The organism is Cohaesibacter sp. CAU 1516 (genome assembly GCF_005771485.1).
Lineage (GTDB): Bacteria > Pseudomonadota > Alphaproteobacteria > Rhizobiales > Cohaesibacteraceae > Cohaesibacter > Cohaesibacter intestini.
The window spans coordinates 1,260,449-1,275,882 of record NZ_VANT01000001.1 but is presented as its reverse complement, the minus strand read 5'-3'; the positions used below and the strand labels follow the sequence as shown (position 1 = coordinate 1,275,882).

Sequence of the window (15,434 nt, the reverse complement as noted above, 5' to 3'; positions counted from 1 at the left end):
CTATCGCAGCAACAATTGCCGGTCTGATCTGGAGGACAGGACGGGCTCTCACAGCCCCTGCCTGACTGACAGGAAAAAGCTGTGATATTTTGTCGTACATCGCAATTATTGCATGTTTCGTCACATAACCGATATCCACCCCTCTTAGGTCTGAAGCCTGAATGGAGACAGCACCCCGACCACATGCCGCTGTCATCCGTTTCGTTGCATTTGGACCAATTGAGGGACTATCATGAATTTTTCAATGATCAAGACGCTGACCCTGACCGCAGCTTTGCTCAGCACGACCGCGATGTCTGCCTTTGCAGACGGCCATATCAAGAATATCGGCGAAGTCACCGCCCTGATCCCGGAAGCCTCCACCGCAGTCGACCCTGCACACGCCACCATTGATGGCGCCTCCGGCGACACCGCTTTTCCCTATATCTCTGCCATGAAGCCACTCGCCACCGTCGGCGAAGTGGACAAGATGTCCGGCCAGCCACTGACCGGCTATCCCGATGGCCATTCCGCCTGGTTGATCGACGAGAACACTGTTCGCATCGCCTACCAGTCCGAAAGCTACGGCCCGATGTCTTCCGAGACTGTTGCCCAGAAAATGGCAACCGGTGCCACCTTCACCGGCTCTCAGGTGCATGTCATCGACTTTGACCGCATTGAGCTGGCCAGATTCCTTGGCAACGACAAGATCTCTGCCGAGATCGTCAAAGGCTCCGGCCATCTCTACAATCGCATTTTCAATGTCTTTGGCAATGAAATGAAACCGAAGTCCGAAGGCGGCGTCTGGGGCAATCAGACCAAGCCAGACGGCACCGTCGTCGACTATGCCCCAAAGATGCAGCTGAAAGAGGCTGACTTCTTCGTCAACTCCTTCTGCGGGTCCTGGTTCGAGCCTGCCAACAAATATGGCGCGGGCATCGGCTTTGCTGACGACGCCTATCTGATGGCCGAAGAGTGGAACATCCAGCGGATGTTTGACACCACTGAAGATAAGAAAGTCGTCAAATCCGAAATCGACACACACGACACCATGGGCCTGGCTTCGATCGTCGTCGACGTGAAAAATCAGGTTGCCTATACGGTCCCAGCCCTTGGTCAGACCGGTTATGAGAAACTGGCACCGCTCAACCCACAGCATCCTGACTATGTTCTGATTGTCGCCTCTGGCTACAACCATGATGTCGAGCCTGCACCACTGAAGGTCTATGTCGGCAAAAAGGGCGTTGGTGTTGACGGCAAACCTCTGCCTTCAGATGCCTCCGAGCGTGACCAGTTCCTCGCACGCAACGGCCTGCTTTATGGCAAGCTCTATGGTCTGGCTCTGGCCAACGACAAATTCGCCTCTCTTGGCATCGAAAAAGTTGACACCAAAGAGAAAATGTTCGACGCCTATCTGACAAACGCCGACGCACCCAACAGGTTTGATGCCGTCTTCGCGCCCACGTCCTATCAGTGGGCAGGCTGGGACAAAGGCGTATCCGTCCGTGAAACCGAAATGCTGAAATGGCAGGACGCTGGCGAGCAGCCAGAAGGACACACTTTCTTTGTTGGCGATTCCAAAGCCGAGCATCCTGCCGTTGATCCAGACATCACCAAGACCCGTTACGTTCAGGCCATGACCTACAAGGGCGGCCTGCTCGGTCTGGATTTTGGTGATATGAAAGCGGTCTTTGATGCAGCCAACGGCGATTTGCCAGCCACCCTTCCTGTCAAGGCAACCCGCACGGTTGCAGCCGTTGACGGAGCCCTGACCATTGATGTGGCAGACAAAGGCATTAAGCATGGCGGTGAAGGCGACCATTCCACCTGGCAGGATGGCTCCGCTAAGACCGTGGCACCTGATGGCCTTTACTGGGTCAAGGCTGCAGACAAGGACGTTCTGTTCCTTGATGAGGATTCCGGCAACGCCCTAGGCGAGCGCAAGATGGCGCTGCCTCTGAACGCCGCAGACATGACCCTTGCAGAGCCCGGCAAAGGCTATCTGCTGGCAATTGCTGGCGGCAAAAAGAACCCGCGCGCTGCCAACAAGATCGCCGCTTATCCGGGCACCTTCAAAAAGGCAACCTCGACCGAATTCTCCGGTTCGTGGAATATTTCCTCCCTGATCGCCAAGAAATCGGACGGTTCCTTCTACACCGCGGACGAACTGGCAGGAACCGGCCAGCAGAAGATCAACGGCACCATCGCTCTGAACGACTCCACGCTCATCGGTGTTGTTCAGCATAAAGGCGAAAGCGCTGGCGCAGTGAAAGAAGTCAAGGCCGACCAGGGCGGTCAGCTATTCATCTTTTCGCCAAACCTGCCAAAGTGATTTCCCTTTAAAGACAAGCAAACCGTGGCCGCGCAAAGCGGCCACGGCAGACATCATCAAGCCAGAAAGCCGCCACCATGCCCCGCTTTTTCCTCGCAACGCTTATGTTGTTGATTGCAGCAGCCTGCCCTGTCCAGGCGAAGGATGACGGACTGATCAATGCCGGCAAAATCCTGTTTGAAGACAATTGCATCGAATGCCACGGCGAGGATGCGAAATCCGGTGATTCCGGTGACATCCGTGATGCCGACCTGCAACAGGTCACCATGGCAACCGGAGGCTTCGAAACGATGCCTGACTTTGAGTTTGAACGCGAAACAATCGAAGCGTTAGTCGCCTATCTCAATAGTCTACAGTAGCTTGTCTTCATGTCATTGCACATGAAATTGAGTGCAGCAGCCCTAACCCCGTTGCGCAAGAAAGGCTTCGAACGCAGCCAGAGTTCTTTCTGAGACATGATGCTCGATGCCTTCTGCATCGGCCTCGGCTGTTTCCTTGGGCACCCCGACAGCCACCAGCAAATCGACCACGGAACGATGCCGCGCCCGCACCTTGTCGGCCAGCTTGGCGCCTTTTTCTGTCAAAAAGACCCCGCGATAGGGCCGAGACATCGCCAAACCTTCCCGTTTCAGTCGTGCAATGGACTTGGTTGCAGTGGGATGGGCCACCCCCATACGCTCCGCAATGTCAGCAATGCGCGCCTCCCCAAGCTCTTGCATCAGATCGCCGATCATTTCGACATAGTCCTCAAGAACCGCCTTGGCTTGCGCCTCCCGAGCGCGGGCAAATCTCTGTGCCTGCAAGGTCTGCTTGCTCATATGTCCGTCCTTATCCTTGGCTCGGCTTTATGCCGTATTGTCTGGCGGTGAACTCAATCCCGAGATGCAACGGCCGCTTATCGCGAACACACCTGCGATGGCTCGGATCAATTGATCACGCCTCATTATCCTTTATAGCCATGGGTACAGTTTGACCTTTGGAAAATCAATTTGTCAAATCGCATAAATATAAGGCGCGACATATTTGCCTATTGCACGAGATGTAGCCTTGGCTATATTTCTAAGCCAGACTACTTTTCACCCAAAGCCCTGAAGAAGTTCGACCAGCATGTTCGCCACAGATCAAACACGAGAAGGCATGAATGCCGTTTTGTCAGGAGAAAGGCGCGGTTTTCGCAGCAAACTTCTCTTTGCTGGCCCCGCTGTTATCGCCTCCGTCGCCTATATGGATCCCGGCAACTATGCCACCAACATTCAAGCGGGTGCCGGATATGGTTACAAACTGCTCTGGGTGGTGCTGGTCGCCAACCTGATCGCCATGTTGTTTCAGGCCCTGTCCGCCCGTCTGGGCATTGTCACAGGCAAAAATCTGGCTGAATTGTCACGGGATAACTTCTCGCCTGTTATGGTCTGGGTGATGTGGTTCGTCAGCGAGATTGCCGCCATGGCAACCGACCTTGCAGAATTTTTGGGTGGAGCCATTGGCCTTGCTCTTTTGTTCGACATGCCGCTGATGGCAGGCATGGGGATCACAGCGACAGTCACCTACGGTATATTGCTTTTCGAAAACAAAGGGTTCCGACCGATGGAGCTGATCATTGGCGCCATGGTTGGTGTCATTGGTCTATGCTATCTGGTGGAGATTCTGATTGCCCCGATTGGCTGGGGCGATGCCGCAGTCGGCATGGTCACTCCCGAACTGGCCGACGCCACCGCGCTGACCATCGCCGTTGGCATCATCGGCGCGACCGTCATGCCCCACGCCATTTATCTCCATTCCGGCCTGACCCAGAACCGATCCGAAATCCGCAATGAAGAAGACCGCAAACGGGTGCTGAAATTCTCCAACACAGAAGTGGTCATCGCTCTTGCGATCGCAGGCATGGTCAACATGGCCATGGTCATGATGGCATCGAGCGCCTTTCATCAGGGCCATAGCGAAGTGGCCGAAATCGAGACCGCCTATCACATGCTCACCCCTTTGCTCGGTGGTGCAGCGGCTGGCGTTTTCCTCATTTCGCTGATCGCGTCGGGCATTTCCAGCTCTGTCGTCGGCACCATGGCTGGCCAAATGATCATGCAAGGCTTCCTGCGCTTCCGCGTGCCCTTGCTACTCCGCCGGCTGGTCACCATGCTGCCTGCCTTTGTGGTGGTCGCAATGGGTGCCAACGCCACACAGGCCCTTGTCATCAGTCAGGTGATCCTGTCTATCGCCCTTCCAGTGCCGATGATCGCCCTGATCATTTTCACCTCTCGCAAAGACATTATGGGTCCTTACGCCACAGGTCCCGTCGTCCGCCTGCTGTCGATGATCGGTGCCAGCGCAGTGCTCAGCCTCAACTTCATTTTGCTGGCTGATGCTTTTGGTGTGCCTATACCCTTCCTTGCAGGATAAAGGGAACTCACCATAGCGCCTTTGTAACGAACTGTAACTGGCTGCAATCCTGTTACAGTCCACGACACATCTGCTATTTTTTGACACAGTTGTGCGACGCAGCGGGACTAGTATCTTGGTCAAATATCCATGAAACTCTTGGACCGGAGTTCAGCTATGTTGACCAAGAAACCCAACCAATCCCTTTTCCGCCGTATTCTGTTCTGGACCCATCTGGGTGTCGGCATCGCAACAGGCATCGTTGTGTTCGTGCTAGCCCTGACCGGCGCATTGCTCACTTATGAAGCCCAGATCAAAGCAGCCTATGAGCCATCGGTGGCCCCGAGCGTCGACAAGGCCGAAATGCTGTCCACCGATGAACTGGTGGCCATTGCCCGCCCTGTCTTTTCGGGCCGCACGACCACGCTTGACATCTACAAAGATTCCACAAAGCCGGTTGCCGTGAAGGCGGGGCGGCACGATTACAAGCTGCTTGATCCCTACACCGGTCAATTCATTGCAACAGAAACGAATCCGAGCGAAGGTTTCTTTGAGTTTGTTGAAGACCTGCACCGCAGTCTGGCCGGCGGGCGCAACAGCGTTGGAGCTGACATTGCCAAAGCCGCCAATCTGGCATTTCTGTTCCTGATCCTGTCAGGCATCTATCTCTGGATGCCCAAAAGGTGGAAAGGGTATTTTCTGAAACAGCGCATCCTGTTCACCAAGATGCCGACCGCCAAAGCCCGGGACTTTAACTGGCATCACGTCTTTGCCTTCTGGATGCTGATCCCGCTCATCGCAGTGGTCGGCACAGGGGTGATCATCTCCTATGGCTGGGCCAACAAACTGGTGTTCGAGACCGCAGGCCTTGATGTCCCGATGGGTCGAGGCAAAGGTGGTGGCATGTGGGCCAAGTCCTCAGGCAGCGGCGTGTCGAACAAACCTGTCGAAGAGCTGGTTTCCTTTCAGGCCATCTATGAGAAAGCGCGCCTCGTACGTGACGACTGGAACAGCCTGTCCATCATCGTGCCGGGCAATGAGAAGGCAAAAAGTGTCGATGTGCTGATCGACCGGGGCAATGGCAAACAGGTTGCTTTGCAACAGCAGATCACCTATAGCCGCGAAACCGGAGACGTGATCAAGGAACAGGGACCGGATCAATTGGCCACACCAACCCAGACCCTCAAACGCTATATCCGCTTCCTGCATTCCGGCGAAGTCTATGGCATCATTGGCCAAACCTTGGCAGGCCTCGCCTCGGTGGCATCACTTTTCCTGGTCTGGACCGGTCTTGCCCTCGCATGGCGTCGCTTGATCAGTCCCCTCTTTGTGAAACGGGCCAAGCCAAACCGCACCCTGTTGCACAACTAGCCTCCAACAGGTCACGAAAACAAAGATGCGCCACCAACTGGTTGTTGGCGCATCGTTTTTGGCAGCAGGAAAAGCCTGCTCAATTATCAAACCGATAGACATCAATCGGTTGTTGCCGCCCCCGCAAGGTCTTCTGGCCGACAACTGACCACCCGGTACATTCAGCAACCGCATCGACGGTGGAGCCACCAGCCAGAGCCACAGTGCGGGCATCGGCTGCCACTTCCTTGCCAAGCTCCTGCAACCGCGCAGCAACATTCACCGTGTCGCCAATCACCGTATAATTCATCCGAACCTTGGAGCCGCTGATCCCGACCAGCACATCCCCCGTGCAAATCCCGATCCGCAACCGCATGCTTTCATCCGCGCGTGCTTCGAAGGCCGTCAAAATGTCTCGGGCCGCAGCCAGCGCCCGCTCCGCATGGTCAGGCTGTTGCACGGGTGCCCCCCAGAAGGCCATCACACCATCGCCAAGAAACTTGTCGACCGTTCCCCCAGCCTGATCAACGATGGTTGTCACCATCTCGAAGTGATCATTCAGCAGCGTCGCCGTTTCCTGCGGAGATTTTTGTGTCGCCAATGTAGTGAACCCGGCAAGGTCGGTGAACATGATCGTCATGTTGCGTAGCTCGGTCCGGTCAGCCCCGATCGCCGTGCCATCCATCACCTGCCGCACCACATCGCGCGGTACAAATTTGGAAAAGGCACCCAACGCCCGAAACGCAGACAGGATCGCACTGTTGGCCTCATCCAGTTCCTTCATCATCGACTCATTGAGCTCCGGCATCTCCTCGAGCGAAAGATTCTCCATTTTTCGCGCTGTTATTGCCAACCTTTCAATCGGTCGTCCAATCATGATGCTGATGAAAACGCCAATAGCCAGAGACAGCGCAACAATGCCCAATGATGCATAAACCATTGTCCGGTTTTCGGAAAAGACTGCGCCAAATATCTTGGCTTCCGCATGCAAACCGACCATCAAGGTGATGTTTGGCCGGGCAATGTCTGTCCAGGTAAAGACCCGCTTTCCTCTGTCTCCCCGGTCAATATGGGCATTCTCAATCGGCAAATCCCGATAATCCTTCGAATGGAGCCAGATGTTACGCAAGTCCCGATCGCCTGCATTGGCCAATGGCAATGAGCTGGGCGGCGCATCCGTGGTCCAGCTGGAATGAGCCATCAGGCTGGTCTTGTCGGCCAACAGATAGGACCGCTCCCGCTTCAAGTCACTCACGTCGGCAATTGTCTTGGACAAAGCTGCGGGGAAAAGGGTGATGGACACCGCATTGGCCTTGTTGGAGGCCGCTGGCAGGTGATAGAGCAGAGCTCCATCTTCCGGCACCTTGGACCAGCCCTTGGCAACCGCTTCAACAGAAGGATCTCCGGCGCTGGCCAACTCAACGGCACCCTTGGCGGTGCGCATCGCGGATAGATCCGAAAGCGTGATACGCATGGGAGCAGCACGCGCCGATAGCGCAGAGACAATCAGCGTTTCGCGAGCCTTGACCTCATCAAGTGGAGACAGCCCCAGATGAATCATCTGGGCAAGGCGCTCGACGTCATCAAGATGCCCATTGACGGCGTCCGACAGGCGCGTCACCCGCTGCTTGGTTTCCAAAGCGATCTGCTGACCGAGCAACTGTCGCGCATGCGAGCCCATGTAAAAGATAATGATCATCGTTGTGATGATCAGCAGTGCGCCGACGCTGACACCTAGCATCACCGAAATAGGCAACCGAGGCCAACGGCGCCGGTTGCTTGCAAGAGACTTTTCCATACCGATCGCCAATGATCCAAGAGAGCAAACCATCACCCCGCACGTGCGAGACGCATGCGGGAAAGCCTACTCATTTTGGCCATGGATGAAAAGCGCAAACCAAGTCACATCACCCAAGCAAATCACCCAAGACATGTGCCGCGCTGAAAGGCTCACCAATCAGGCCATCAGGCTTAGGCGACGAATGCCACGGCATCATCAAGCAAGGCTTGTTGACCAGTTCCACGATTGAAACTCCGGGTGAACAAGGCAAAGTCCTTCAATGGCATCGGTCGGGCAAACAAGTATCCCTGATAGGCATGACAACCCAGTTGCTGCAAACGCACTCTTTGTGCTTCCGTTTCGACACCTTCGGCGATCACACTCAGACCAAGGGTTTTGCCAAGGGCAACAATCATCTCGGCAATCGCGGCATCGTTGGGATCAATCAGGATGTCGCGCACGAAGCTCTGATCGATCTTGAGCTGATCGAGCGGCATTTCCTTCAAATAGAATAGAGACGAATAGCCAGTGCCAAAATCATCCAGCGAGAACAGAACCCCGTACTTTTTGAGATTCAGCATCTTGCAAATGCACTCGTCCATATTGCGCACAAGCATGCTCTCGGTGATTTCGATCTTCAGCTTGTCGGCAGGAGCGCCGCTTTCTTCCAGCGCGGAGATGACCGACCGGACGAACCCCTTGGCATGCAGCTGCACAGGGCTGACATTGATCGAGAGAACCAGCTTCGACAGGATCGGGTCTTTCGCCCACTCGGACAATTGCAAACAGGCCGTTTTCAGGATCCAGTCACCAAGGCTCAGGATCAGACCGGAGCTTTCCGCAATAGGAATAAATTCTGCTGGCGGCACCATCCCCAGATCGTCATGGGGCCAACGCAACAAGGCTTCAACACCGACAATTTGGCCGCCACTGTTGATCTGAGGCTGATAATAGAGCTCCAGTTTTCCCGCATTCAGGTCACGCTTCAGATCTGCTTCCAGCACGGCACGGCTATACGCTGCCGTCTGCATCTCAGGGTCAAAGAAACGAATGGCATTGCGTCCGGCCCCCTTGGCATCATACATCGCCATGTCAGCCTGTTTGAGCAATTCATCAAGCGACATGTCATCGGTCGAGAAGATCGCGATACCAACACTGGAGGAGCAGGAATATTCCACTTCACCCAGCTGGAATGGCATTTCGAAGCTATTGAGAATAGCCTGCGCGGTGTCCTCCGCCAAAAGGGCTGCTTCCGCTTCGCTCGTTGCATCAATACCGGTGAGCAAAACCACAAACTCGTCGCCGCCGAACCGGGCGATGGTGTCTCCGGCCCCGACGCAGTTGGTCAGCCGCTTGGCTACTTCCTGCAAAAGCCGGTCTCCCATGTCATGCCCGTGGGAATCGTTGAGAAGCTTGAAGCGATCCAGATCCATGAACAAAAGCGCGTTATAGGCATCTCTTCGCCGACTGTCCTCGATAGCGACCTTCACTTCTTCTTCCAGATGGGTGCGGTTTGCCAGACCTGTCAACTGATCATAATAGGCGAGATGCGTAATCTTTTCCTGATTGAGCTTCTCTTCAGTGATGTCCTGAACAATACCCACCAGCCAAAGCGGTTGCCCAGCTTCATCAAACTCTGCCACCTTGCCACGATCCCAAACCCAGATGATCTTCCCATCCGGTCGTTTCATCCTGAACTCGATGGAATATGGCAAATTGCGCTCGACCAGCATCTGCAGCGCCTGACGCACCTTTGATCGGTCTTCAACCAGAATACAGCTTTCGAACTCTGCAAAGGAACAGTCACTCCCCTGAACCCCGGTAATCAATTCCCACTGGTGATTATGCAGCACCTGATTGGTTTTTGCATTCCACTCCCACAAGCCTTCCTGAGACAAATCCAGAACCTGCTGCAACCGTTTCTTGTTGCGATCCGCCTCCACCTTCAGTTTGGTGATATCGGTGATATCCTTGGCCAGTACGAAAATTTTAGGATCGCCATTGATGTCACGAAACGGAATCTTGAGCGACTGGAAGTGGCGAGCCTCACCGGTTTCCGTATCGGTGGAATCCTCATAAACCTGCTCAATCTGATTCCTGTTCATCACGGCCTGAACATTTTCAAGGAAGAAGTCCGCCTGTTCCCGGTTGCCGGTAAAGTGGAAGTCATCTTTCCCAACCATGTCTTCAGGCTTAGCCCCATAAAGTGAGGCGACCGTTTCATTGCAGAAAACAAAATTGCCATCATAATCTTTGGCAAGGACGACGTCAGGCATGGCGTCAAAGATGCGGGTCAAAATTGCATTATGCTTCCGGTATCGCCGTTTGATCACGCTCATCAGAGTGAATGCACTGATCCCGTTGATGGCAAACACCACGGCAACTGCGAGTGGTCCAGCAATTGCCCCCTCGATCAAAGAAAGCGCGACCAGAATACCAAGGGAGTTCAGCAACACATGGAGCATCACCATGCCAGCCAGTCTCTTCCATGATAGTCCCGTGATGTTGAACATGCTCAACCCTCGCCTGCAATATGCTTGAATTTTGGACGCCTTAATCAGTAATTCGATTAAAATTAGAATCGAAATGTCAAAATAAACCTAATGCGCTTCCCACTAGTTGGGGCATTTGTGCAATGATTTGTTCATGTTAGCAGACAGGCGAGACAGAATGCGGTGCAACAGCACAGCCGCAGCAGGCAATAATGTCTAAAATTCTGAGGGGATCAAGGAATACGCACTAATGCGGAAGATCGCAGAAACCTGCGAAAGGTTCAGCGGATCTGTAGTTCCAGCTCTTGTCGCATCGATCGGTATTTGTGCCGCACATCACGCAAGGACTGAATGCGATCCATCAAGTCCTTAATCTTGCGCTCATAGTCGGCAATCGTCTGGCGAGATTGTGTGATTTCATTGTCCGACTGTTCCTCTTTGGCCGTAACGGCCTCGAAGGCCGCATCGAACAGGGCCGCTGTCTCACGGACATAAGCATCACTCAGCACGGACTTTGTTGATGGAAAGCGAACCTGCATATGCTCAATCAGGCGCATGATGCCAATGCTTTCCCACTCGCCGTCCACTTCGCGGATTTCGCCATTTTGAGCAACGAAGGCGACATTCTCCCGAATATCCGGGATCATGATCGACAACCGAGCCAAGGTTGCCCGGTCATTGCCCTCATGGTTGCGGAAGGCACTGTCGAACAGACGCAGAGCAACAGTCTGATCTGCTGCAGACAAGGCGCAATAGCTTTCCCGGAACGTCTTGTTGTCCAGCGCTTCAACGGTCTCGGAAAAAACCTTTCCGCTGCCATCCAGCTCTCCTCTGACGTCATCCAGACAAGACAGAGCGGGCGTTGAAAACAAAAAAACGGACAGCGCGAGAGAAGAGAGGCGTTTCATCACAACCCACAGGGTTTGGCAGAGAGACATTTTGAACCGCGCGACCATAAGTTTCCTATCGAAACCATATTTGGGACCCGGGCGACCAAAAATTGTAGGTCGCTTGTATCAACAAATCCCCCCGCTTGGGAACAGCAAAAGAGCAATCAGTGCGCCAAACCCTCAAGAAACTGTCGATATGTCGAGAAATTTCGATGATTTTCGTGTCCGCTTTGATAAAGCGCTTCGCGAGACCGCTCGATTTCGAGCATTGGAGTTTTACTTTGTCCTGAGTTCCAACGCTGCCAACCAAGACATGCAGCTGGAGACCGACCCGCCGAAGAATGACATGTCCTGGAGGGACTATGAAGATTCGTGACTATGTGAAAATTGAGAATGCGACCGATCTCAGTCGAACCGAAGTGGGACGGATAGGCACTGCAGTCATTTTCATTGTGGCAGTGATGATCTATTCAGGCAATCAGTTTGCCCATGTTGAACAATCCTTCTTGTTGATTGCAGCCTCGGTGATCGGAGCCTACATGGCCATGAATATCGGAGCCAACGACGTCGCCAACAATGTTGGCCCTGCAGTCGGCTCCTTCGCGATGACCATGACGATGGCAATCGGCATTGCCGCCATCTTTGAAGCAGGCGGCGCCATCATCGCCGGGGGCGAAGTGGTCAACACCGTCAAGAAAGGCATCATCAATCCGGCAGATCTGAGCAACAAGGATGTCTTTGTCTGGGCAATGATGGGAGCCTTGATGGGTGCGGCCATCTGGCTCAATGCGGCAACCTGGCTCGGCGCACCGGTTTCGACCACCCACTCGATCGTTGGTGGCGTGATGGGCGCAGGCATTGCGGCGGCCGGTTGGGAAGTCGTCAACTGGGGCTCAATGTCAAAAATCGCCGCCAGTTGGGTGATTTCCCCTGTCATGGGCGGCATCGTTGCGGCTCTGACCCTTTACATGCTCAAGAGACTGGTCTTCTTCCAACCCAACCCGGTGGCAGCCGCACGGCGAATTGTCCCGATCATGATTTCCATCATGGCTTGGGCCTTCACCACCTATCTTGCTTTGAAGGGCATCAAAAAGCTCATCAAGATTGATTTCAGCACGGCGCTTATGGCTGGTGCAGCGGTCGCGGTGCTCTGCTATCTGATCGTCAAGCCGATGGTCGCCCGGGCAACAAAGGACCTGGCTCCAGACAGGAACAGCGTCAACAGCCTCTTCACCGTGCCGCTGATCTTTGCGGCAGCGCTTCTCAGCTTCGCTCATGGTGCAAATGATGTCGCCAACGCCGTGGGCCCGCTGGCAGGTGTCGTCGAAGTACTCAGTTCAGGCTCCGGTTCCGCCAAGGTGAGCATACCCATGTGGGTCATGGTCATTGGCGCGATTGGCATTTCCGTCGGGCTGGCGCTGTTCGGGCCGAAATTGATCCGCACCGTCGGCAGCGAGATTACCGAGCTCGATCGCTCGCGCGCTTTTTGTATCGCGCTTGCGGCGGCCGTAACTGTGATCATAGCCAGCCAGCTCGGCATGCCAATCAGCTCCACCCATGTGGCATTAGGGGCTGTTTTCGGCGTTGGGTTCCTGCGTGAGTTCCTCGACCAGCGCATGGGCCGGGTGGTCGAAACCGTGCTGGCCAAGCATCAGGGCGACCCGGACATCGACCATGTCGAAGAGGTGCTGATGGAATTCAAAAATGCCCCGCTGGACGACAAACGCCTGATGCTCAGTGCGTTGAAAGAAATGGGTCCGGAAGCGGCCATCTCCGCCGCTCAGCAGAAAAAGCTGAAAAAGGCCCTTAAGCGTCAACTGGTCAAACGTTCGTCTCTTTTGAAGATTGCATCGGCCTGGGTGATTACAGTTCCGGTATCTGCCTGCCTTGCAGCCTTTTTCTTCTACACGCTGCGCGGCATGATGATCTAAGCAGACCAACAATCGCTCCATTGCGACAAACCCGGTCTCATCGAGGCCGGGTTTTTCGTTTGGATCATGGTGGCTTTTAGCAGCCACACGGCGTCAACTCTGCACTGTCAGAGGAACAATAGATCTCCTGGCGCGGAAACCCGATCACATGCCCATCAAAGGTTGCGCGAAAGCCGCCATTGGCCCAGCACCATTCCCCCTGCCCCAGCACCTTGTGCGACGCATCACAGCTTCGGCCCAAATAGATCTTCTCCGGGTTCAGTGTCTCGACACGCGACATCGCGCCACCCTCGATAAAACGAAAAACCGGATAGCTGGATGTCAGCACATATCCATCCTTGTTGCAGGACATGCGATAGGCATGGGCTTCAGAAGAAACATAATCGCCAGCCATAGCATGAAAGGAAAAACTGGAAAGAAACAAAAAACAAAGGAAGGTGCGCATCAGCAATGCCTCATATCAGGGGCCGCAACTAAGTGATTTCACTCTATCGTCGATTTAGCGACCGATACAAGAAGGGAAATCAATCTCCCTCCCAAACCACGTAGATACAAAAAAAATGAGGCCCATCACAAGGAAGGACCTCATTTGCAGCATCCAATGAAGCGAGTCCCCCACATATACTAGACCCTAAGGACACTGCCAATAATAACAAGTCATCGAAAACCAGCACCTTCATCATGCAGAAAATCTGGGACACAATCAAGCCCTACACTTGTACCAAGACGCTACCTATACGCGCATTTCACAAAAATATACCCAACTTTCTACCTTAAATAGTGATCAAATTATAGGCAACTCATATAGTTGACACCACTTTGACCTCTTCTGCCACGATCCGCAGATAGAAGATTGACATTCCATTCAATATACCTATAAAACTAGTTTATTCGAATTATTTCACGATGAGGTGCAAACGTTGAAACAGGAACAGGCCGCCCTTGGCTTTGCTGCAATCGGTTCGGAAGCAAGACAGGTGGTGTTGCGCTGTCTGGTGCGTGCGGGCTCTGAAGGTTTGAGCGTCGGCACCATTCAGGAGCGAACCGGCATCGCCCCCTCAACGCTGGCCCATCACCTGAAGTGCCTCGCAGCCGCCGAGGTCATCCTGCAGGAAAAACACGGAAGATCGATCGTCAACAGGGCCAACTTCGATCATCTGAAGCTACTGTCCACCTACATTCTCGACGAATGCTGCGCCGACGAGAGCCCCTGATCGGCGTTCAAATCTTTCATTCCATCAGATCATGTCACGAGGTTCCCCATGACGGAAGTCACCCAAGGTCTCTCCCCCACCTGGCGCTCCCAGCTCAATGGGTTGCTATCGCCATGGACCATTGTCATTCTGGCCCCGGTTTGCGTTGCAATTCTGGATTTTTCCAATCTGGTCCCGGTCACCTCAATTGCGGTCAAAGCTTTTCTGGGCACACTGCCAGTCATCGCATTTGCCGTCTTTCTGATTGCCTATCTCAAAGCCGCTGGCGCGGAAGCCATGGTAGCTGAAGCCTTCAAGGGCAAGGAAACCCGGATGATCTTTCTGGCCGCCTTGCTCGGTGGTCTCGCGCCCTTTTGCTCTTGCGAGGTAATCCCTTTCATTGCGGGTCTGCTGGCCTTGGGAGCGCCTTTGTCAGCGGTCATGGCCTTCTGGTTGTCCTCACCCTTGATTGACCCACCGACCCTTCTGATCACGGCATCGGCTTTGGGCTGGCCATTTGCGGTTGGCAAAGCTGTCTCCGCTGTAGCATTGGGGCTGTTCGGCGGCTTCGTCATTGCCTTCGTGATCAAAGCTGGCTGGCTGACCGAGCCACTGAAGAAAAACTCCGTCGGATGCTCGTCCTGCGGCTGTGGCCCCTCACCCTTTTCGGGAAAACCTGTTTGGCCCTTCTGGAAGGAAGACAAACGTCAGGCTCTGTTCTGGAGCGAGTTGAAAACCAATGCCCTGTTTCTGATCAAGTGGCTGGCGCTCGCCTACACGCTCGAAGGGCTGTTGATCACCTATGTCCCGGCCTCGGTCATTGCCGGTCTGGTTGGCGGGTCCGGCATCCTGCCGATTGGCATTGCAGCCTTTGTCGGCATCCCGGCATATCTCAACAGCTATGTTGCCCCGCCGCTTCTCGCCGGATTGATGGAACAGGGCATGAGTGCTGGTGCGGCCATGTCGTTCATGGTTGCCGGAGCCGTCAGCTCGATCCCCGCCATGGCGGCGGTCTGGTCGCTGGTCAAACGCCGAGTCTTTGCCCTTTATCTCGGGCTTGGGGTTGTTGGCGCCATTCTGTCGGGCGCCATCTTCCAATTGTTCATCTGATGTC

Annotated in this window: 11 protein-coding genes and 1 pseudogene; 7 read left to right on the top strand and 5 right to left on the bottom strand. The window is 54.3% G+C overall.

Annotated elements, in window-relative coordinates; all coding sequences use genetic code 11:
- Positions 1-232: 232 nt before the first annotated feature.
- Together FDK21_RS05810 and FDK21_RS05805 are read left to right on the top strand one after the other, a co-directional pair.
- Positions 233-2,311, top strand: a complete 2,079-nt coding sequence (locus FDK21_RS05810; RefSeq protein WP_138147770.1) for a calcium-binding protein — start codon at positions 233-235, stop codon at positions 2,309-2,311.
- 77 nt (positions 2,312-2,388) lie between these two features.
- Positions 2,389-2,670, top strand: a complete 282-nt coding sequence (locus tag FDK21_RS05805; protein WP_138147769.1) for a cytochrome c — start codon at positions 2,389-2,391, stop codon at positions 2,668-2,670.
- Positions 2,671-2,712: 42 nt separating this feature from the next.
- Here the strand turns inward: FDK21_RS05805 and mntR are convergent.
- Positions 2,713-3,135: pseudogene (gene mntR / locus FDK21_RS05800) on the bottom strand (manganese-binding transcriptional regulator MntR); the annotation flags it as partial.
- A gap of 313 nt (positions 3,136-3,448) precedes the next feature.
- Here mntR and FDK21_RS05795 point away from each other — a divergent pair.
- Both FDK21_RS05795 and FDK21_RS05790 read left to right on the top strand, forming a co-directional pair.
- Positions 3,449-4,705, top strand: a complete 1,257-nt coding sequence (locus FDK21_RS05795) for an Nramp family divalent metal transporter (RefSeq protein WP_245418430.1) — start codon at positions 3,449-3,451, stop codon at positions 4,703-4,705.
- A gap of 156 nt (positions 4,706-4,861) precedes the next feature.
- Positions 4,862-6,055 (top strand): PepSY-associated TM helix domain-containing protein, encoded by a 1,194-nt coding sequence (locus tag FDK21_RS05790; protein WP_171021956.1) that lies wholly within the window; start codon positions 4,862-4,864, stop codon positions 6,053-6,055.
- A 79-nt stretch (positions 6,056-6,134) separates the two neighbouring features.
- On the opposite strand, the gene FDK21_RS05785 is transcribed toward FDK21_RS05790, so the two are convergent.
- From FDK21_RS05785 to FDK21_RS05775, 3 genes are all read right to left on the bottom strand, one after another.
- The gene (locus FDK21_RS05785; RefSeq protein WP_171021955.1) at positions 6,135-7,832 is read right to left on the bottom strand and encodes an adenylate/guanylate cyclase domain-containing protein; all 1,698 of its coding nucleotides are present in this window, start codon (positions 7,830-7,832) and stop codon (positions 6,135-6,137) included.
- A 173-nt stretch (positions 7,833-8,005) separates the two neighbouring features.
- Complete coding sequence (locus FDK21_RS05780) at positions 8,006-10,327, bottom strand: GGDEF and EAL domain-containing protein (protein ID WP_138147765.1); 2,322 nt, start codon at positions 10,325-10,327, stop codon at positions 8,006-8,008.
- Positions 10,328-10,587: 260 nt separating this feature from the next.
- On the bottom strand, positions 10,588-11,214 hold the full coding sequence (locus FDK21_RS05775) for a hypothetical protein (RefSeq protein ID WP_138147764.1): 627 nt from the start codon (positions 11,212-11,214) through the stop codon (positions 10,588-10,590).
- Between the two features lie 344 nt (positions 11,215-11,558).
- Between FDK21_RS05775 and FDK21_RS05770 the strand changes: the two genes are divergently transcribed.
- Positions 11,559-13,127, top strand: coding sequence for an inorganic phosphate transporter (locus FDK21_RS05770; RefSeq protein WP_138147763.1), 1,569 nt, complete (start codon positions 11,559-11,561; stop codon positions 13,125-13,127).
- 76 nt (positions 13,128-13,203) lie between these two features.
- Here FDK21_RS05770 and FDK21_RS05765 read toward each other — a convergent pair whose 3' ends face one another.
- Positions 13,204-13,572 carry a hypothetical protein gene (locus tag FDK21_RS05765; protein WP_114008729.1) on the bottom strand — a complete coding sequence of 123 codons (369 nt, stop codon included), beginning with the start codon at positions 13,570-13,572 and terminating at the stop codon, positions 13,204-13,206.
- Positions 13,573-14,047: 475 nt separating this feature from the next.
- On the opposite strand from FDK21_RS05765, the gene FDK21_RS05760 reads away from it, so the two are divergent.
- Both FDK21_RS05760 and FDK21_RS05755 read left to right on the top strand, forming a co-directional pair.
- On the top strand, positions 14,048-14,341 hold the full coding sequence (locus tag FDK21_RS05760; RefSeq protein ID WP_138147762.1) for a helix-turn-helix domain-containing protein: 294 nt from the start codon (positions 14,048-14,050) through the stop codon (positions 14,339-14,341).
- A gap of 48 nt (positions 14,342-14,389) precedes the next feature.
- Entirely contained in the window at positions 14,390-15,430 is a 1,041-nt protein-coding gene (locus FDK21_RS05755; RefSeq protein ID WP_114008731.1) for a permease, read from the top strand.
- The last annotated feature ends 4 nt before the right edge of the window (positions 15,431-15,434 follow it).